The sequence below is a fragment of the Pseudomonas sp. B14-6 genome, assembly GCF_013260315.1.
Classification (GTDB): domain Bacteria; phylum Pseudomonadota; class Gammaproteobacteria; order Pseudomonadales; family Pseudomonadaceae; genus Aquipseudomonas; species Aquipseudomonas mandelii.
In genome coordinates, this window is the sequence record NZ_CP053929.1 from 887708 (window position 1) to 906354 (window position 18647).

The 18647-nt window shown below is 60.5% G+C and carries 16 protein-coding genes; 4 read left to right on the forward strand and 12 right to left on the reverse strand.

The genetic code is table 11. From position 1 onward, the window contains the following. The first annotated feature begins 6 nt into the window (after positions 1 to 6). The 3 genes from HP062_RS04060 (at position 7) to HP062_RS04070 (ending at position 3257) form a co-directional block, all read left to right on the forward strand. Positions 7 to 1200 carry an acetyl-CoA C-acyltransferase gene (locus tag HP062_RS04060; protein WP_172790866.1) on the forward strand — a complete coding sequence of 398 codons (1194 nt, stop codon included), beginning with the start codon at positions 7 to 9 and terminating at the stop codon, positions 1198 to 1200. Between the two features lie 142 nt (positions 1201 to 1342). Continuing rightward, the gene (locus tag HP062_RS04065; RefSeq protein WP_102593773.1) at positions 1343 to 2470 is read left to right on the forward strand and encodes an acyl-CoA dehydrogenase; all 1128 of its coding nucleotides are present in this window, start codon (positions 1343 to 1345) and stop codon (positions 2468 to 2470) included. Between the two features lie 13 nt (positions 2471 to 2483). Further along, positions 2484 to 3257 (forward strand): enoyl-CoA hydratase, encoded by a 774-nt coding sequence (locus tag HP062_RS04070; protein ID WP_077748383.1) that lies wholly within the window; start codon positions 2484 to 2486, stop codon positions 3255 to 3257. Between the two features lie 116 nt (positions 3258 to 3373). On the opposite strand, the gene HP062_RS04075 is transcribed toward HP062_RS04070, so the two are convergent. The 11 genes from HP062_RS04075 to argH all read right to left on the reverse strand — a co-directional run bounded on the left by HP062_RS04075 (position 3374) and on the right by argH (position 15350). Next, on the reverse strand, positions 3374 to 4525 hold the full coding sequence (locus HP062_RS04075) for an acyl-CoA dehydrogenase family protein (protein ID WP_077748384.1): 1152 nt from the start codon (positions 4523 to 4525) through the stop codon (positions 3374 to 3376). 3 nt (positions 4526 to 4528) lie between these two features. Beyond that, positions 4529 to 5635 carry an enoyl-CoA hydratase/isomerase family protein gene (locus tag HP062_RS04080; RefSeq protein WP_077748385.1) on the reverse strand — a complete coding sequence of 369 codons (1107 nt, stop codon included), beginning with the start codon at positions 5633 to 5635 and terminating at the stop codon, positions 4529 to 4531. A 218-nt stretch (positions 5636 to 5853) separates the two neighbouring features. Next, positions 5854 to 6561 (reverse strand): HPP family protein, encoded by a 708-nt coding sequence (locus tag HP062_RS04085; protein WP_172790867.1) that lies wholly within the window; start codon positions 6559 to 6561, stop codon positions 5854 to 5856. A gap of 160 nt (positions 6562 to 6721) precedes the next feature. Then, positions 6722 to 7900 carry an MFS transporter gene (locus tag HP062_RS04090; protein WP_172790868.1) on the reverse strand — a complete coding sequence of 393 codons (1179 nt, stop codon included), beginning with the start codon at positions 7898 to 7900 and terminating at the stop codon, positions 6722 to 6724. A gap of 106 nt (positions 7901 to 8006) precedes the next feature. Then, positions 8007 to 9386, reverse strand: coding sequence for an MmgE/PrpD family protein (locus tag HP062_RS04095; protein ID WP_172790869.1), 1380 nt, complete (start codon positions 9384 to 9386; stop codon positions 8007 to 8009). After that, the gene (locus HP062_RS04100; RefSeq protein WP_077748388.1) at positions 9383 to 10270 is read right to left on the reverse strand and encodes a polysaccharide deacetylase; all 888 of its coding nucleotides are present in this window, start codon (positions 10268 to 10270) and stop codon (positions 9383 to 9385) included. Before HP062_RS04100 ends, HP062_RS04095 begins: the two co-directional genes overlap by 4 nt. Next, on the reverse strand, positions 10263 to 11111 hold the full coding sequence (locus HP062_RS04105; RefSeq protein WP_083376810.1) for a polysaccharide deacetylase: 849 nt from the start codon (positions 11109 to 11111) through the stop codon (positions 10263 to 10265). Before HP062_RS04105 ends, HP062_RS04100 begins: the two co-directional genes overlap by 8 nt. 140 nt (positions 11112 to 11251) lie before the next feature. After that, positions 11252 to 12076, reverse strand: a complete 825-nt coding sequence (locus HP062_RS04110; RefSeq protein WP_042932091.1) for an ABC transporter substrate-binding protein — start codon at positions 12074 to 12076, stop codon at positions 11252 to 11254. A 39-nt stretch (positions 12077 to 12115) separates the two neighbouring features. Beyond that, a complete protein-coding gene (locus HP062_RS04115) occupies positions 12116 to 12880 on the reverse strand; it encodes an amino acid ABC transporter ATP-binding protein (RefSeq protein WP_010460050.1) in 765 nt (254 codons plus the stop codon). Between the two features lie 10 nt (positions 12881 to 12890). After that, a complete protein-coding gene (locus tag HP062_RS04120; protein WP_010460052.1) occupies positions 12891 to 13769 on the reverse strand; it encodes an amino acid ABC transporter permease in 879 nt (292 codons plus the stop codon). Between the two features lie 153 nt (positions 13770 to 13922). Further along, positions 13923 to 15350 carry an argininosuccinate lyase gene (gene argH, locus HP062_RS04125; protein WP_172790870.1) on the reverse strand — a complete coding sequence of 476 codons (1428 nt, stop codon included), beginning with the start codon at positions 15348 to 15350 and terminating at the stop codon, positions 13923 to 13925. Between the two features lie 359 nt (positions 15351 to 15709). On the opposite strand from argH, the gene HP062_RS04130 reads away from it, so the two are divergent. Beyond that, complete coding sequence (locus tag HP062_RS04130; RefSeq protein WP_172790871.1) at positions 15710 to 16675, forward strand: LysR family transcriptional regulator; 966 nt, start codon at positions 15710 to 15712, stop codon at positions 16673 to 16675. Between the two features lie 387 nt (positions 16676 to 17062). Here the strand turns inward: HP062_RS04130 and HP062_RS04135 are convergent, their stop codons facing one another. Further along, positions 17063 to 18628, reverse strand: a complete 1566-nt coding sequence (locus HP062_RS04135; RefSeq protein ID WP_256666192.1) for a glycosyltransferase family 39 protein — start codon at positions 18626 to 18628, stop codon at positions 17063 to 17065. Between the last annotated feature and the right edge of the window lie 19 nt (positions 18629 to 18647).

Consider the following 18647-nt stretch of genomic DNA (forward strand, 5'->3'; position numbering starts at 1 on the left):
TTTGTCATGACTATTGCCAACGATCCCATCGTTATCGTCAGCGCCGTCCGCACCCCGATGGGCGGTTTCCAGGGCGAACTGAAAAGCCTGACCGCGCCGCAACTGGGGGCTGCCGCGATCCGCGCTGCCGTCGAACGCGCGGGTATCAAACCTGAATCCGTAGAAGAAGTGCTGTTTGGCTGCGTACTGCCCGCCGGGCTCGGTCAGGCACCGGCGCGGCAAGCTGCATTGGGCGCGGGGCTGGATAAATCGACCCGCTGCACCACCCTGAACAAGATGTGCGGCTCGGGCATGGAAGCAGCGATTCTGGCCCACGACATGCTCGTTGCCGGCAGCGCCGACGTGGTCGTCGCGGGCGGCATGGAAAGCATGTCCAACGCACCGTACCTGCTGGACCGCGCTCGCAGCGGTTACCGCATGGGCCATGGCCGCGTGCTCGATTCCATGTTCCTCGACGGTCTGGAAGACGCCTACGACAAGGGCCGCCTGATGGGCACCTTCGCCGAGGATTGCGCCGAAACCAACGGTTTCAGCCGCGAAGCCCAGGACGCGTTCGCCATTGCCTCGACCACCCGCGCGCAGCAGGCGATCAAGGACGGCAGCTTCAAGGACGAGATCGTGCCGATTACCGTGACTGTCGGAAAAGAGCAGGTGCTGATCAGCAGCGACGAACAACCACCGAAAGCCAAGCTGGACAAGATCACTTCGCTGAAACCGGCATTCCGCGAAGGCGGCACGGTGACCGCGGCCAACTCCAGTTCGATTTCCGACGGTGCGGCGGCGCTGGTGCTGATGCGCCGGTCCGAAGCACAGAAACAAGGTCTGAAACCGCTGGCAGTGATTCACGGCCATGCTGCATTTGCCGATACCCCGGGCCTGTTCCCGGTGGCACCGGTGGGCGCGATCAAGAAGCTGCTGAAGAAAACCGGCTGGTCCGTGGACGACGTCGAGCTGTTCGAAGTCAACGAAGCATTCGCGGTGGTCAGTCTGGTGACCATGACCAAACTGGAAATCCCCCACGAGAAGATCAACGTGCACGGCGGCGCCTGCGCCCTGGGCCACCCGATTGGTGCGTCTGGCGCGCGGATTCTCGTGACCTTGCTCTCGGCCCTGCGCCAGAAAGGCCTGAAACGCGGCGTTGCAGCGATCTGCATCGGCGGCGGTGAAGCCACGGCCATGGCTGTGGAATGCCTTTACTAAGGTTGACGCAATTCCCACTGTAGGAGCGAGCCTGCTCGAGAATGCGGTGTGTCATTCAACGTTAATGTCGACTGACACGGCTCTTCGCGAGCAGGCTCGCTCCTACAGGTTCTGCGTCAGGCTCAATTTTTAAGGATTCACCATGATTCCCGATGACGACCAACAACAGATCCGCGACATGGCCCGACAATTCGCCCAGGAACGGCTGAAACCGTTTGCCGCCGAGTGGGACCGCGAACACCGCTTCCCCAAGGAAGCCATCGGTGAGATGGCCGAACTGGGCTTCTTCGGCATGCTGGTGCCGGAGGAGTGGGGCGGTTGCAACACCGGTTACCTGGCCTACGCCATGGCTTTGGAAGAAATCGCCGCCGGTGACGGCGCCTGCTCGACGATCATGAGCGTGCACAACTCCGTGGGTTGCGTACCTATCCTCAAGTACGGCAACGACGATCAGAAAGAACGCTTCCTCAAGCCACTGGCCAGCGGCGCGATGCTCGGCGCCTTTGCCCTGACCGAACCGCAGGCCGGTTCCGACGCCAGCGGCCTGAAAACCCGTGCGCGCCTGGAAGGCGATCACTACGTGCTCAACGGCTGCAAGCAGTTCATCACGTCCGGGCAGAACGCCGGGGTGGTGATCGTGTTTGCCGTGACCGACCCGAGTGCCGGCAAGCGCGGCATCACGGCGCTGATCGTGCCGACCGATTCGCCGGGCTACAAAGTCGCCCGGGTCGAAGACAAACTCGGTCAGCACGCCTCCGACACCTGCCAGATTCTCTTCGAAGACGTCAAAGTGCCGGTGGCCAACCGGTTAGGTGAGGAGGGCGAAGGTTACCGGATCGCCCTGGCCAACCTTGAAGGCGGCCGCGTCGGCATCGCTTCGCAATCGGTGGGCATGGCCCGCGCCGCGTTTGAAGCGGCCCGCGACTACGCCCGTGAGCGTGAGAGTTTCGGCAAGCCGATCATCGAACATCAAGCCGTAGCCTTCCGCTTGGCAGACATGGCGACGCAAATCGCCGTCGCCCGGCAGATGGTGCATTACGCAGCGGCACTGCGGGACAGCGGTCAACCGGCCCTGGTCGAAGCGTCCATGGCCAAGCTGTTCGCCTCGGAAATGGCCGAGAAGGTCTGCTCCTCGGCGTTGCAAACCCTCGGCGGTTACGGTTACCTGAACGACTTCCCGCTGGAGCGGATCTACCGCGACGTGCGGGTTTGCCAGATCTACGAAGGCACCAGCGATATTCAGCGCATGGTTATTTCGCGCAATCTTTAAGAAGGAGTCCATTGTGAGTTACGAAACGATTTTGCTGGAAACCCACGGTCGTGTAGGCCTGATCACCCTCAACCGTCCGCAGGCGCTGAACGCGTTGAATGCGCAGATCGTCAGCGAACTGAACCACGCCCTCGATGGCCTGGAAGCTGATTCGAACATCGGCTGCATCGTGCTGACCGGCTCGAAAAAAGCCTTCGCCGCCGGCGCCGATATCAAGGAAATGGCCGAACTAACCTACCCGCAGATCTATCTGGACGACCTGTTCAGCGACAGCGATCGCGTGGCCAACCGCCGCAAGCCGATCATTGCAGCGGTCAACGGTTTCGCCCTGGGCGGTGGCTGTGAACTGGCGCTGATGTGCGATTTCATCCTTGCCGGCGACAATGCGAAATTCGGCCAGCCGGAAATCAACCTCGGCGTGCTGCCGGGTATGGGCGGCACCCAGCGCCTGACCCGCGCCGTGGGCAAGGCCAAGGCCATGGAAATGTGCCTGAGCGGACGTTTGATTGATGCGGTAGAAGCCGAGCGCTGCGGGATCGTCGCGCGGATCGTGCCGGCGGATGAACTGCTGGAAGAAGCGCTGAAAGTCGCCGCGTTGATCGCCAAGAAGTCGTTGCCGATCGCGATGATGATCAAGGAAAGCGTCAACCGCGCGTTTGAAGTGAGCCTGTCGGAAGGCGTGCGCTTTGAGCGCCGGGTGTTCCATGCGGCGTTTGCGACGCAGGATCAGAAGGAAGGGATGGCGGCGTTCATTGCCAAGCGTGAGGCGCAGTTCCAGGGTAAGTGATGTAGCGACCTCACCGACGCCTTCGCGGGCAAGCCTCGCTCCTACTGGGTTACGGGTCGTTCATGCGAACACCGATAACCTGTAGGAGCGAGGCTTGCCCGCGAAGCTTTCAAGCTTCACACCAGATAGTTTTTCAACTCCCGGGCAATCACCATCCGCTGTATCTCGCTCGACCCTTCATAAATCTGCGTAATCCGCGCATCCCGGTAATAGCGCTCCACCGGGTAATCTTCCAGATACCCGTACCCGCCATGAATCTGAATCGCCGACGAGCAGACTTTCTCGGCCATTTCCGACGCAAACAGCTTGGCCTGCGAAGCCTCGGACAGGCACGGTTTGCCGGCACTGCGCAGCCGAGCCGCATGCAGGATCAGCAAGCGCGCCGCGTTTAGCCGTGTGTGCATGTCAGCGAGCATATTCGCGATGCTCTGGTGCTCGATGATCGGTTTGTCGAACTGCACCCGATCCCGCGAATACGCCAGTGCGGCTTCGAACGCTGCCCGGGCAATGCCCAGCGCCTGGGCAGCGATGCCGATGCGGCCGCCTTCGAGGTTGGACAGGGCGATGGCCAGCCCTTTACCGCGATCACCCAGCAGATTGGCTTCGGGAATCGTGCAGTTGCTCAAAGTCACCGCGCAGGTGTCGGAGGCCCGAATGCCCATTTTGTGTTCGGTGCGGTCGACGATGAAACCGGCGGTATCGGTCGGCACCAGGAACGCCGAGATGCCGCGCTTGCCCAGGTCCGGATCGGTCACGGCAAACACAATCGCCAGTTTTGCCCGCTTGCCATTGCTGACGAATTGCTTGGCGCCGTTGATCACCCATTGGCCGTCGCGCAGTTCGGCGCGGGTGCGCAGGTTGTGCGCTTCGGAGCCGGCTTGCGGCTCGGTCAGGCAGAAGCAGCCGATCGCCTGGCCGCTGGCCAGATCCGGCAACCAGGTTTGTTTCTGTTCTTCGGTGCCGTAGTTGAGCACCGGGCCGCAGCCCACGGAATTGTGGATGCTCATCAATGCGCCCGTGGCGCCGTCGCCGGCCGAAATCTCTTCTACCGCCAGGGCGTAGGCGACGTAGTCGACATAGGTGCCGCCCCATTCTTCCGGCACCACCATGCCCAGCAGGCCGAGTTCACCCATCTTCGCCACCAGACCGTCATCGATCCAGCCGGCCTTTTCCCAGGCTTGCGCATGGGGCGCGATTTCGCCGCGGGCAAAGTCCCGGGCCATGTCGCGGATCATGACTTGCTCTTCGCTCAATTCGATATCGTGCATGGCTCAGTTCCCGCTCTGGTCAAAACCGCTGAAGAAACTCGCGACGTGCTCGGCGTCCAGCGCCTGCAAGGTTGGCGGATTCCAGCGTGGTTGCTTGTCTTTATCGATCAGCAAGGCGCGCACGCCTTCGATCAGGTCGCCGCGCGCGAACCACTGACGGTCCAGGTGCAGCTCAAGGGCGAAACAGTCTTCGAGGCTCAAGTGCCGACCACGGCGCAGCATTTCCAGGGTCACGCCCATCGCCAGCGGCGAACGGCTCTCCAGCAGGTCGGCGGTGGTCATGGCCCATTCATGGCTGTCGGCGACCGTCACTTCACGCAGTTGCTCAACAATACTCGGCACATCGGGCAGGGCGAAGAAGTGATCGATGGCCGGGCGCAGCGCTTCCAGTGGCGCATCGGGCAGTTGTTGCACCGCGAGTTTCGCCAGCAGCCCTTGCAGGTCCTTGAGCGGCGTGTCGCGCCATTCGAGCTGGTCGAGTTGCTCGTCGAGGGCGCCGAGTTTTTCGCTTTCCAGAAACCAGTCTGCCAAGCCGCAATAGAGCGCATCGGCTGCGCGGATTTGCACGCCGCTGACGCCCAGATAAATCCCCAGCTCACCGGGAATCCGTGGCAAGAAATGACTGCCACCGACGTCCGGGAAATAACCGATGGCCACTTCCGGCATCGCCAGACGGCTTTTCTCGGTAACCACCCGCAAGTCAGCGCCTTGCACCAGGCCCATACCGCCGCCGAGGACAAAACCGTCCATCAGGGCCAGCACCGGTTTGCAGTAGTGATGAATGGCGAGGTCGAGGGCGTATTCCTCGACGAAGAAGTCTTCGTGCAACGTGTCGCCGCTTTTGAAACTGTCATACAGCGAGCGAATATCGCCGCCGGCACAGAACGCTTTCTCGCCGGCACCGCGCAAGACCACCGCGTGAACCTGCGGATCCTGCGCCCAGGCGTCGAGCTGGCGCTGCAGGTGGCGGACCATGTTCAGGGTAATGGCGTTGAGACCGGCGGGGCGATTGAGGATCAGGTGACCGATGTGGTTGCGGACCTCAGCCAGCACTTCGTTTTGCGTGGCATCCATGAACGAAGTCTCTTTCGATGAAACCTGAGCAGTCATCACTAACTCCCTGCTTTTATTGTTCTTTATAGAGAAGCTCGCGCGCGAGCGATCCCGGATCGTACCAGTGCAAATTTATGATGTACAACCGGGATATATGCAGGTGCTTTCTGCATATTTGCATGGGCCTGTGAGAGCGAGCCTGCTCGCGAAGGCGTTGTGTGATTCAACATTGAGGTTGACGGGCAGGGCGTCTTCGCGAGCAGGGAGGTGTGCCGTCAGGAACTATGACGCAGCACTTCACTAATACTGCGACGTTTGGCGTGTAACTCACTGATATGAATCAGTTGTTCCAGGTCTTCCGGGGTGACATCGAAGAACGCCTCCATATCCGCCAATGCCAGTTTCAAGTCCTGGGCGGTGATGGCCTGGCTGTCGATCGGCGGATGATCCGCCGGCACCATGGGCACCGGTTCGGCGGCGCGCTTGGGGTAGCGAATGCGCGTCAGGTTGTTATAGGCCAGCGCGCAGAGCAGCATGGTCGATGCGGCGAGCATCACCGCGCCGAGGGCTTTCCAGTCCCGCGCGATGGTTGCCGGATCGGCCAGCACCAACAGCAACGCCAGCGCTCCGGCCGGTGGGTGCAGGCAACGCAGCCAGCACATCAGGATCAGCGCCATGCCCGCCGCCAGGCAGGCGCTGCCAAGGGTTCGGCCGAGGACATGTGCGACCAGCAGCGCAACGACGCCGGCACTCAAGTATCCGCCCAGAATCGACCATGGCTGGGCGAGGGCGCCGGAGGACACCGCGAACAGCAACACCGCCGATGCGCCCAACGGCCCGATCAAATGTTGCGCCACTTCCATGCCGAACACTTGGGCGCACAGCCAGACGCTGAACAGCGTGCCCAGGGACATGCCAATGGCAGCACGGCTCCATTCGGAAGGACGGGTGTTGATGGCGGCAGGTAACCAGCGAGCGAGCATGAGGCAAACGATCCGTTGGTAAAAATCCAGGAAAAAAAAAGGCTTAACTGGGAAACCCAGAAAGCCCTTGAAGGTGTTCCAACTATTGGGGGAGGAACGGGGCACAGTGTGCCGTTCATTCCCGATGCTGACAAATTCATATTAATGCAGTTTGAGTGCATTATTTTTGCTGTAACGTGACTCGGCGACCGCTCATGAAACACAGGAACCCGCCCATGGCCGTCAGCGCGCTCAGGGCATAAAACATGGTGGGCGCCGGTGTGTGCATCAGCAGGAAACCACAAATCACCGGGCTCAGGGCTCCGCCGAGGGCCGCGAGGTTTTGTGCGCCGTAGTAACTGCCGCGCAGTTCTTCCGGGGCCAGGGTGTCGACGAAGAGAAATTCGGCGGGGTAAATGATCATTTCGCCGAGGGTGAAGATGAACATCGCCACGCACCAGCTCACCAGGCTGTCGGCCAGACTGAAGCCGATCAGCCCGACGATAAACAGGCTGGTGCCGCCGGCGATCCAGTAACGCAGCTGTTCGCGTTTGAGGAATCGGCCGATCTGGTATTGCAGCAGGATCACGCTGATGGCGTTGCAGGCGAGCAGGGCGGCCATGGTTTCCAGCGCGCGTTTGGAATCATGGGTCACCAGCAGGTATTGCGACAGGTACAGGGTGAATCGACCGTGGACCACGGTGCTGAGCAGGCAACCGCAGGTGAACATGATCAGTGTGCGGTCGTTCTTCAGAGTAATCAGCGTCTTGAGAAAACTTTGGGGTTGGCCGATCGGGGGTGTCTGCGACGAGTCCCTGGGAATGCCGATCATCAGGAAAATGCTGAAGAACGCGATGCCGCCGGCTATCAGGAACGGCGCAATCGGGTACACCCCGGCAATCACCACACCGAGCATCGGGCCGGTGGCGTAGCCGATGTTGGTCAGGGTGTAGCGCAGGGAAAACGCCTTGGCGCGTTGGCCAATCGGCAGGTTTTCGCTGAGGATCGCCTTCGAGCCGATCAGGAACAGCGCCGAGGCGGTTTCGGTGATGACCAGGGTGGCGGTGGTCAGGTAGAGGTTTTCGGCGAAGGTCAGCAGGACGAAGCCGATGGCGCTGGAGAGCATCGCCAGAATCAGCAGCCGACGTTTTTCGAGGCGGTCGATGATGTAGCCGCCATAGAGCGCGAGCAGGGTGGCGATGAACACCGCGATGCCCAGCAGCAAACCGACGTCCTGCTGGTTGAGGCCGAGCTTGTTGCTCAGGAACAAGGTGAGCAGCGGGCTGGTGATGGCGCGGCTGACGACGATGGTCAGCGAAACGATCATCAACCGGCGGATTACGAGCGAGTAAGTGGCCACGGTGGGGCAAATGTCCTTATTTAGGTTGTGTAGTGTTCGTCGTGGAGCCGCGTCGCCTTCATTCGCGGGCAAGCCTCGCTCCTACAGGTTGTTGGTGTCCGCATGATCAACGCAGGACCTGTAGGAGCGAGGCTTGCCCGCGAAGAGGCCCGCACAGGCAAAACACCGATTCAAGTGTGTCCAACCGCCACAATTGCTCAAGCAATTCCCCAGCCTGCTTCTGGGGCATCACCCGCCCGGCCAGGCTGAAAAACTTCTCCTCCAGCGCCGCATCACTCAACGGATTCCCCGGCGCGCCCAATGGCGGGTCGATACAAAGATTTGCCTGCCGACCGTCCACCGTCCGCACGCGGATGACGGGCTCGCCATCCTCTGACAGTTGCGGATCCACTTCAAGACGAATGCGCGCCATCCAGTGAGCAATCCGAGGGTCGCCCCGTTGCGCCTCGTCATAGGCTTCCAGCCGGCAATGACCATGAACCAGCCGGGCGGCGAGGGCATAGGGCAAACTCATCTGTGCCGCCGCGAGCGTGCTGACATCCTGTCCACCGCACATGTCCTGAAGAAACCCGCACAACGAGACGTCGATGTCTTCAATCTGATCGGCGCCGACCTGCAGTTGATCCATTAACAACCCCAACGCATCGATTGCCGAATGAGTCCCCCGGCACGCGGCGTAGGGCTTGATCGAGCAGCGGGCGAGCTTCCACACGACGCCCAGATCCGCATCGAGCGCGGTCGGGTCTGAGGCCACGCCGGCCAGGGTTCTGAGAAAACCGCCCCAGACATCCTCGAACAACTTTTTCGGTCCGCTGATGCCTTGTTGAGCAAACCGCGCCGCCAGCAATCCACCTTCGGCCGCTCGACCGCTGTGCAGCTTTTTACTCTGCGAGCCGTCGTGGATGAAGGCCCACAGCCCACCGCTGAAACTGCCAGCGATGCCCAGTGCCGACACGGTTTGCGCGGCGTCCAGTCCAAGGATCCGCGCGCTCGCCGCTGCGGCGCCGAACACCCCGCAGGTCGCGGTCGAATGCCAGCCCGCGCCGTTGTGCGCCGAATAGCCGCCGCAGGCTTCGAGCACGCGACGGCTGACGTCGTAGCCAATCACCACGGCGGTAATCAACTCGCGGCCGTTGACCGGTTCGGTCTTCATCGACACCGCAGCCATCACCGCCGGCAGCACCACCGCGCCGGAGTGGTCGCAGCCCCCGGTGTCGTCCAGTTCCAGGGCGTGGGCGGCGATGCCATTAAGGATCGCGGCCTGAGCGGCGCCCATGCGCAGATCAGTGCCCCAGACCAGGGTGTCACCGGCTTCACTTGCGAATACCTGACGCGCCTGTTTCGCCACTTCGCTGTCAGCCCCGGCCAATGTCACGCCGAAGGTGTCGAGGATGTGCCGTTTGGCTTGCGCCACCAGGGCCGGTGGCAAATCTTCAAAGCGCGTGTCGACGCAAAACTGCGCGAGTCGCTGCATGCGTTCAGTCATACGAGGTAATCCCGGTAATGCCGCTCATACACCGATGCCGGATGATCCTCGGTCACGGGGACTGCCGAATCGGCCCACCATTGCGCGACCTCGCCGGCCGTGGCGATCCACACGTCATCGTGCTGCTGCATGCCCTCAAGCAATTCACGCAACACGCCAATTCGCCCCGGCGTGGCAATGATTTCCGGGTGCAGGCGCAGCACGTAACACAGGCCAAACCGGCGAAACCCGGCGAAGTCCATTTGCAGGTTGCCCAGGGTGTGGCTGTAAGAGGCGATTCGCGATTGTGCCGGCGGCACCGCCGGGCTGAGATTGAAGGCGAAATAGGGCTCGTCTTCCAGTTCGTAGTGCAACGGCAGCTCGATCACTTCGGGGGCGGTGGGGTGAGCGAACGGCAAATCATCGCCGCGCCACGACGAAGACCAGCGAATGCCTTGGTTCCTCAGCGCCTCGATGAAGCCCGGCGCACCGTTACCGGCCGGGATTCGAAACCCGCTTGGACGCTGGCCGGTCAGTGCCGCGAGCGCTTCGCAACCCTTGGCAATCTCGGCGCTTTGTCCGGCCAGATCGAGCAGGTCGTAGTTCTGGTGGCGATAGCCGGCGCAGGCGATCTCATGCCCGCCGGCCTGAATCGCCCGAAGGTGTTGCGGGTTTTCCTCGGCAACGATGCCCGGGATGCACCAGCTGCTTTTTACCCCGAGTTCGGCGAACAAACCGAGCAACCGCTCGACGCCGCGCTGGGTGCCGTAACGCCAGACCGACAGCGTCTTGTCGCGGCCGGCGACTTCAGGCGCCTGGGTCAGGATGCCGTGGATGTCGTTGTAGTCGACGGTCAGGACCACGGCGCAGCGGTAGCCTTTGGGCCAGACGGTGGAATCAGCCATGGTGATGCTCCTTGAGCCACCACTGGGCGACATCGCGGCAGGTGGCAAACCACACGTCGTCGCGCTGACGCATGTGTTCGAAGAGTTTTTCCAACAGCAGGATGCGCCCCGGCTTGCCGGTGATCTTGGGGTGGAACAGGGTGGTCAGGCACAGCCCTTCATTCATCGCGCCGTCGTACTCGCGGCACCAGTTGTCGAGGGTCAGTGCGTAGCTGGCGGTGCGGTCCAGCCCCGAGGGGAAGTCCGGCGCACGGGTATAGGCGAGGGAGGCGTAGTCGTCCATTTCCCAGCGGCCGGGGATTTCCACCAGCGGGGTTTCATGGCCCGGCACTTTCACCAGGTACGGGCGGTCATCGCCGCGCATGCTGCTGGAGTAAGTCACGCCGGCTTCCACCAGCATCGCCGGGGTCTCGGCTCGCCAGTCGCCGGAGGGGGTGCGGAAACCTTCGGCGCGGATGTTCAGGTGTTTCCAGAACACCTCGCGGGATTTGTTCATCACGTCCTTTTGCTGTTCCAGCGCCAGGGCGTAAAAGGATTCGTGTTTGTAGCCGTGGTACGCCACCTCATGCCCGCGCTCGACAATCGCCTGGCACTGTTTCGGCCAGTTTTCCACGACCCAGGCCGGGACGAAAAAGGTCGTCGGGATCCGGTATTCGTCGAGCAAATCCAGAATCCGCGGCAAGGCCCGGTAAGGACCATAACCGCCGAAACCGAAGTACTCGGGCTTGCGCCAGATCGAACCGTTGAGCATCGCATCGCCCGTCGGGCCATCGAGGTCGAAGGCCAGGGCGAGGCAGGCTTTGTTCGGGTCGGGCCAGGTGGGTTGGGGGGAGGAGGACATCGTGGCGCTCCATTTTATCTATAAGTAAAACGCAGTTCCTGTAGGAGCGAAGCTTGCTCGCGAAGAGGCCGGTACATTCAACATCTCTGCTGACTGAAACACCGCCTTCGCGGGCAAGCCTCGCGCCTACAGGGCAAGCATTACTTGCCGGCGTTGATGGTCACGGTCTTGATCGCGCCCAGTTCCAGGTCCCATTTCTTGAGGATCGCCTGATAGCTGCCGTCATCGACCATGCTCTGCAACGCGACCTTCACCGCTTCACTCAACTCAGGCTTTTTCTTGCTCACGCCAAGGCCGGTGAACTGCTGGGAGATTGGCAGGCCCACGGTCTTGTACATGTCCTTTTCCTGGGTCTTGAGATACGGCAGGGTTTCGCTACCCTGCATGGCCGCATCGATACGGCTCTGACGCAATTGCGCGCGGGCATCGGCCGAGCCTTCGGTGCCGACCACCACGATGGCCGGTTTGCCGGCGCCTTCGCAGTGGGCCTTGCTGTATTCAGCAATTTCCGCCGGGAAGGTGGTACGACGGCTGGTGCCGACTTTCTTGCCGCACAGGTCGGTGATCTCGTTGAAGTCCTTGTTCTTCTGCAAGGTGTAGAACTGCGGGCCACTGGTGAAGTAGTCGACAAAGGTCACGCTGGCCTGGCGTTCAGCGGTGTCGGTCATGCCCGACATCACCATGTCCACGCGGTCGGTGGTCAGGGCATTGATCATTTGCTCGAAGCCGGTTTCCTGCCACTTGATCTTCACGCCCAGACGTTCGGCCAGGGCATTGCCCAGGTCAACGTCGAGACCGGTGAGGGTGTTGGTGGCCGGGTCCTTGAAATCCATCGGCGGGTAGTTCGGCATGATCGCCACAACGACCTCGCCTTTTTCCTTGATGCCGGCCGGAAGCTCAGCGGCGAAGGTGAAGCCGCAAGCCATAACGCCTGCGAGTACTGTTGGGATAACTATTTTCTTCATGGTCGTTCTCTTATGAGTGTTGTGAGCGCCAAACGGCGCTTAGGTTCGAACGGCAGAAATGAAGCTTTGGGTGCGCGGGTTTTGCGGACTTATTAGTATTTCTTCGGGGCTTCCAGCCTCCACGATCTGCCCGCCGTCCATGAACACCATGCGGTTGGCAACCTCACGGGCAAAGCCCAGTTCATGGGTGACGACGATCATGGTCATGCCGGTTTGCGCGAGGTCACGCATCACCGACAGCACCTCACCGACCAGTTCCGGGTCGAGTGCCGAAGTGGGTTCATCGAACAGCATCAGCTTGGGACGCATGGCCAGGGCACGGGCAATGGCGACGCGTTGCTGCTGACCACCCGAGAGTTCGATCGGGTAGCTGTTACGCTTGTCGGCCAGGCCGACGCGAGCGAGCAATTCCACGGCTTCTTCGTGCGCCTCTTTGGGCGAACGCTTGAGCACCTGGCACGGCCCTTCGATGATGTTTTGCAGCACAGTCATGTGCGGGAACAGGTTGAAACGCTGGAACACCATGCCGGTGGACAGGCGTTGACGGGCGATCTGCGACTCATTGAGCTCGTGCAATTTGTTGCCGACGACCCGGTAACCCACCAGTTCGCCGTCGACCCACAGGCCGCCCTTGTCGATCTTTTCCAGCTGGTTGACGCAACGCAGCAAGGTACTTTTGCCGGAGCCGGACGGGCCAATGATGCACAGCACTTCGCCTTGCTCGACTTCGATATTGACGTCCTTGAGCGCGTGGAACTGGTCGTAATATTTGTTCAGGCTCACGGCCTTGACGATGCTTCTCATGTGGGGCTCCTCAAGAACGCTTGCCGGCGCCGCGAGCGAAACGACGCTCCAGACGGCTTTGACCGAAGGACAGCACGGTGACGGTGGCCAGGTACCAGATACCGGCGACGATCAGCAGCTCCATCACGCGGGCGTTGGCGTAGTAGATGTTCTGGGCGTTGTAGAGCAGCTCCGAGTACTGGATGACGCTCGCCAGGGAGGTCATTTTCACCATACCGATGAACTCGTTGCCCACCGGCGGAATGATCACCCGCATGGCTTGCGGCAGGATGATCCGGCGCAGGGCTTGCAGGCGTGGCATGCCGATCGACTTGGCGGCTTCGTACTGCCCGGTGTCCACCGACAGCAGGCCGGCGCGCACCACTTCGGCGGTGTAGGCGCCCTGGTTGATGCTCAAGCCGAGCAGGGCGGCCACGAACGGGGTCATCAGAGTCACGGTGTCCATCTCGAACACGCCGGGAATGCCGATGGTGGGAAAGATCAGCGCCAGGTTGAACCACAACAGCAGTTGCAGGATCAGCGGCGTACCGCGAAACAGCCAGGTGTAGGTCACCGCCACATAACGCAGGATCGGATTGGCCGACATGCGCATGATCGCCGTGATCACCCCGAAGACGATGCCCAGGGCCATCGCCAGCACCGCCATGACGATGGTGTTGAGCAAACCCCACATGATCGCTTGCGAGGTAAGGAACTGGCCGATGTACGACCATTCGATCTTGCCTTCGGCGAAGGCGCGTACCAGCCCGAGGATCGCAATGACGATGACGGTGGCGAAGAAAATCCGCCCGTAATAACGCCGGGGCACGTGGTGGTATTGGGTAATGTCGAACTGGTTTTCCGCCAGTTTTCGCTCCCGCTGGAGTCGTTCTGCCTGAGTCTGGCTCATGTTGTTTCTCCGTACACTGTTCTTTCAGATCAACCAAAATCCCCTGTAGGAGCGAAGCTTGCTCGCGAAAGCGGTGTGACATTCAACATTGAGGTCGACTGACATGACTTCTTCGCGAGCAAGATTCGCTCCTACGGATTTTTGCGTGCTGCTTCAGAGGCGGAAACCCTGATAGTTCTCGGTCCATTGCTGCTGCGCCGCGAGGGCGGTTTTCAGACGGCCGATCTGCTCGCGCACCTGTTGCGGCGCCGTGCCACCCCAGCCACTGCGGGCGGCGATGGCTGCTTCGAGGGTCAGACTCTCGCGCACTTCCGCGGTCAGGCGTGGATCAATCTCGGCCAGCAGCGCCGGCGATGCTTCCCACAATTCAATGTCGTGTTTCTCACAGGCCTGGACCAGCGCGCCGGTGATTTCATGCGCTTCCTTGAACGGTACGCCGCGCATGGCCAGCCAGTCGGCGACTTCGGTGGCCAGGGTGAAACCGAGCGGTGCCTGGCGACGCAGTTCTTCGACGTTGACCTTCATGGTTGCGACCATCCCGGCCATGGCTGGCAACACCAGCAGCAGCGTGTCGACGCTGTCGAGCACGCCGTTCTTGTCTTCGCTCAAGTCGCGGTTGTACGACAGCGGCAGGGATTTCAACGTCGATAACAACCCGGTGAGGTTGCCGATCAAGCGGCCAGCCTTGCCCCGTGCGAGTTCGGCAATGTCCGGGTTCTTCTTCTGCGGCATGATCGAACTGCCGGTGGCGTAGGCATCGTCCAGCGCGACCCAGCGAAATTGCCGCGACGACCACAGGCAAAACTCTTCGGCGAGGCGGGAAATGTTGATCCCGAGCATGCTGGCGATAAACAGAAACTCGGCGACGTGATCGCGGCTGGCCACGGCGTCAATGGAGTTTTCGCAGACGCCGCTGTAGCCCATTTCCTTGGCCGACTGCTGCGGCAGGCGCGCGATGGCGGAACCGGCCATGGCCGCCGCGCCGAGTGGCGACAGCGAGGTGCGATTGTCCCAGTCCACCAGGCGTTGCACGTCACGCAGCATCGATTGAGCGTGAGCCAGCAAGTGGTGAGCGAAGACGATCGGTTGCGCTTGCTGCAAGTGAGTGAAGCCTGGACAGATGCTCTCGATGTGTTGCTCGGCCTGATCCACAAGCGCTTGCTGCAAGGCCAGTACTTCGACGGCCAGGGTGCGCACGTGATCCCGCAGGAACAGACGCAGGTCGTTGGCGGTCTGGTCGTTACGGGACCGCCCGGCGCGCAGTTTGCCACCGAGGGCGCCGAGGCGTTCGGTCAGCAGGCGTTCGATAAAGGTGTGGACGTCTTCGTCGTCCAGGGTCGGCGCGATGCTGCCGGCACGGAAGTCATCACCGATGCGCGTCAGAGCGTCGAGCATGGTCAGGGTTTCCTGCTCGCTCAACAGCCCGGCGCGCTGCAATTCACGGGCATGCGCCTTGGAACCGGCGAGGTCATACGGGGTAAGGCGAAAGTAGCGTTCGGGGCAACGGGACAAGGCCGCCAGGGCTTCGGATGGGCCGCTTTTGAAGCGCGCACCCCAGAGACGGTCGGTGGTTTGAGACATTGTTGTTTTCCTCGTCGTAGCCGGAAGTTAGTCATTAGTTTGGTGTGATGCCGAAGAGCTTCGCGGGCAAGCCTCGCTCCTACAGATCGGTATGCCGGACCTGGAACCCGTGCCGGGATCGTTAAAAAATCAACCGGGCGTGGTCAGGCCAAAGCAGTTTCAATAGGGGCAGTTATATCGTTGCGAGAGCTGATCGAAGTGTCAGCTTTTAATAGTTCGAAATCAGTGAGTTGGCACTGAAGTACGGGGATTATTAGCGGTTGCCAAGCCTGGTTTTCTGTGTTCATTATTATTTACCAGCACTATTTTTGTTGTTGGACACAGAGTGTTGAATAGGGCGCCAGAGGTAAATAAGCATTATGGAAACCCCACTTTCCAATTCCGGAAACCCGCCACCGAAAACGTCGCATCGGGCGCCGCTGGCCCTCAGTGGCCTGGATTTCAAACTGCTCAAAGTGTTCAAGGCCGTGGTCGAGGCCGGAGGCTTCAGTGCCGCCCAGAACGAGCTGAATGTGGGGCTGGCAGCCATCAGCAAACAGATTTCCGACCTTGAAATCCGCATCGGCATGCGCCTGTGCACCCGAGGCCGGGAAGGCTTTCACCTGACCGAAGAAGGCAGTCTGGTGTACCAGGCATCCATCGACTTGTTTGCCTCGGTCGACAACTTTCGTGATCGGCTTAGTTCGGCGCAGAATGAACTTGTCGGTGACCTTGGGGTGGGTGTTATTGACAATACAATCTCCGACGATAATTCACCGTTAGTGGCCGCGCTTAGAAGAATCAATGAAGAGTCACCTAAAGTAAGGTTCCAGCTTCAGTCATCGCAACTGGATGAAGTCGAAAGAGGCGTCGTAGAGGGGCGGTTAGTGGCGGGCATCGTTCCTGTTTATCAGAAGCGTGAAGAGTTCGATTACTACGCGCTGTATGAAGAGCGCTCGGAGGTTTACTGCGCGCTCGGTCATCCGCTGTTCTCGATGCCGGACGCCGAAATCGGCAGCCACGTGCTCAAGGATTACGAGTTCATCAACCACCGCTACGCGATTCATCGCGACAAACTCAATTTCGTCCACTACGACAGTTTTTCAGCCTCGGCAACTCAGGTGGAAGCCGTGGCATTGCTGATCAAGACCGGACGTTTCCTGGGCTTTTTGCCGCAGCATTACGCCGCATCGATGGCGGCTCAGGGACAATTTCGCGCGGTGCGCCCGGACCTGATCAGCATCGTCACGCCGTTCAATCTGATCCTGCGCCACAACACCGTGCGCAGCCTGCTGGTCAAGGCGTTTGCGCAGGCATTGGGTGTGGATCTGAAGGCGCCGGTTTGAAAGTCAGACACATCTGATACGCAAGACAGGGATTATTTCAGGCTGCGCATCGTCATCTGTTTTAATCAATCTGATTTGTTTTTTACAGTACCTTCTCAAGTTTTTTTGGCAAGGCGATCAAAAGATAAAATGATAAGCCGATATAACAAGTCCCGCCCCTTATTCTGCGAATAATAGAATCAATATCTGCAAAGTCAGTAATCACGGAAAAAACAATCATGGTGTGGAAGCCAGCGCAAGAAATGATCAACAAGTAAATTCTTGCGAAAAATATTCTTCTTTTAAACTTGGCGGTGGCCAGCCGCCGAACGCTCGATGGCGGGGAGGGCGGCGTCGGTGGAGTGGGCGGCGGGCAATGACATTGATCCGTGCACTTTAGCAGCAGCCTCACGGGCTCGGCATCTGCGAAGGCGGGTTGAGGTGCAGCAAGACGTAATCATCTTTGTCGAATCGGCCGCTTAACACCGGCGGCACGGCTGCGAACGGCGTGCCTTGCAAGGCCCGATAGTCACGCGCGTCCATCATCAACCACGCCGGCAGTTGAAGCTGTTCCAGCTCCTGAATCGACTCGGTGAACACCGGTTGCAAGTCCTCATCGATATTGACCATGAACTTGATCGCCTTCGCGTCTTTACCCATGCCATGCAATACCAGCGGCGCCGGATCGTTTTGCACGAGCGCAAAGGCCGCGCGGCTGAACGTCTGGGTGTCGTAGAGCCGGCGTTCGACCGGTTCGAACACCAGAATGTACACCGACCACAACGCCAGAACCGCGCAAAACGCCAAGGTTTGTGCCCGCCATCGGGGCCTGAAAAGCGTGGCCAGTGCGATCACTTGCAGCGCGGCGAGGATGATCAGCATCGAAGTGATCGAGGGCAGTTGCTCGGGAAACCGTCGATGGGCGTACAGCAACACGCCGATCAATACGCAGGGCGTCAACAACCACACTCCTTGCATCAATCCGCGCAACCAAACGAAAACGCGCCCCCCCGCCACCTGGAACGGGTACGCGGCAATGATCGCGGCCATGGGCAACATCGGCAGCAGGTAGCGGGCCTTTTTTGCTTGGGGAATCGACAGTCCGACCATCACGATCAACGCCGCCGCCGTGCAGTACTGCAACAGGCGCAGCGCCGGACCTGCCTGGCGCTGATGGGGCAGCCAGACTGCCGCCAACACCAGCAGCGCCAACGGATACGCCAGCGCATAGTTGCCCAGCGATCCGGTGAAGTAATACAGCGAACCGCTCACGCCTTCACTGCCGTCCATTCGCCCCAGAAACTGCATGCGCACGACATCCTGCATGAACAGGGGACCGCCACGGCTTTCGGCCAGCCATAACAACGTGCCGACGCTTGCGGCCAGCAGCACCGCCGCCGTCAGGCCGAAGCCGAACAGCCGCTGCCATTGGCGATTGAGCAGCCAATAACTGCATAGCATGCCAGTCGGGACCACCAGCCCGATCGGGCCACGAACCGCAAAGCCCAGAAGCAACAGGGCAAAAATCAGCAGCCAGCGCCGGGGTGCCGAAAAGTGGTCCGCGGCATAACCCAGATAGAACACTGCAAAGGCGATCGCCGCGAGCATCAGGTCCTGGGACACCGCTCGGACTTCGGTGACGAAGGTGTTGGTCATCAACATCAACGCGATGCTCAGCAGCGCCCAACGTGGGGAGTAGGGCGCCAGCAAGCGGTACATCAGCGTAACGATTACCGCCCCGGCAATTGCGCTTGGTAACCAGGCACTGAGGCTGTTGACCTGTCCGAAGGGCAATGACAGGACCCAGATGAACAGGGTCGAAAGCGCCGAGTAATCGGCGTAGGGCTGGCCATAGGTGGTCGGAAAAACCGACGGCCCATGGCGCAGCATTTCCTCGGCAAACAGCACAAAACGCGAATCGAAACCGATGGCGGCCTGCTGATAAACCCCGGCGCTGAACAGCCCCAGCGCCATCAGCCCCAGCCACAAGGAC

Excerpts from the sequence above, each read along its gene's own strand:
- HP062_RS04135 (WP_256666192.1), bottom strand. The coding sequence starts at position 18,628 with ATGGCGCTGGGGCTGTTCAGCGCCGGGGTTTATCAGCAGGCCGCCATC.
- argH (WP_172790870.1), bottom strand. The coding sequence starts at position 15,350 with ATGTCTCAAACCACCGACCGTCTCTGGGGTGCGCGCTTCAAAAGCGGC.
- HP062_RS04065 (WP_102593773.1), top strand. The coding sequence starts at position 1,343 with ATGATTCCCGATGACGACCAACAACAGATCCGCGACATGGCCCGACAA.
- HP062_RS04080 (WP_077748385.1), bottom strand. The coding sequence starts at position 5,635 with ATGACTGCTCAGGTTTCATCGAAAGAGACTTCGTTCATGGATGCCACG.
- HP062_RS04100 (WP_077748388.1), bottom strand. The coding sequence starts at position 10,270 with ATGGCTGATTCCACCGTCTGGCCCAAAGGCTACCGCTGCGCCGTGGTC.
- HP062_RS04120 (WP_010460052.1), bottom strand. The coding sequence starts at position 13,769 with ATGAGCCAGACTCAGGCAGAACGACTCCAGCGGGAGCGAAAACTGGCG.
- HP062_RS04075 (WP_077748384.1), bottom strand. The coding sequence starts at position 4,525 with ATGCACGATATCGAATTGAGCGAAGAGCAAGTCATGATCCGCGACATG.
- HP062_RS04085 (WP_172790867.1), bottom strand. The coding sequence starts at position 6,561 with ATGCTCGCTCGCTGGTTACCTGCCGCCATCAACACCCGTCCTTCCGAA.
- HP062_RS04130 (WP_172790871.1), top strand. The coding sequence starts at position 15,710 with ATGGAAACCCCACTTTCCAATTCCGGAAACCCGCCACCGAAAACGTCG.
- HP062_RS04115 (WP_010460050.1), bottom strand. The coding sequence starts at position 12,880 with ATGAGAAGCATCGTCAAGGCCGTGAGCCTGAACAAATATTACGACCAG.
- HP062_RS04060 (WP_172790866.1), top strand. The coding sequence starts at position 7 with ATGACTATTGCCAACGATCCCATCGTTATCGTCAGCGCCGTCCGCACC.
- HP062_RS04105 (WP_083376810.1), bottom strand. The coding sequence starts at position 11,111 with ATGTCCTCCTCCCCCCAACCCACCTGGCCCGACCCGAACAAAGCCTGC.
- HP062_RS04095 (WP_172790869.1), bottom strand. The coding sequence starts at position 9,386 with ATGACTGAACGCATGCAGCGACTCGCGCAGTTTTGCGTCGACACGCGC.
- HP062_RS04110 (WP_042932091.1), bottom strand. The coding sequence starts at position 12,076 with ATGAAGAAAATAGTTATCCCAACAGTACTCGCAGGCGTTATGGCTTGC.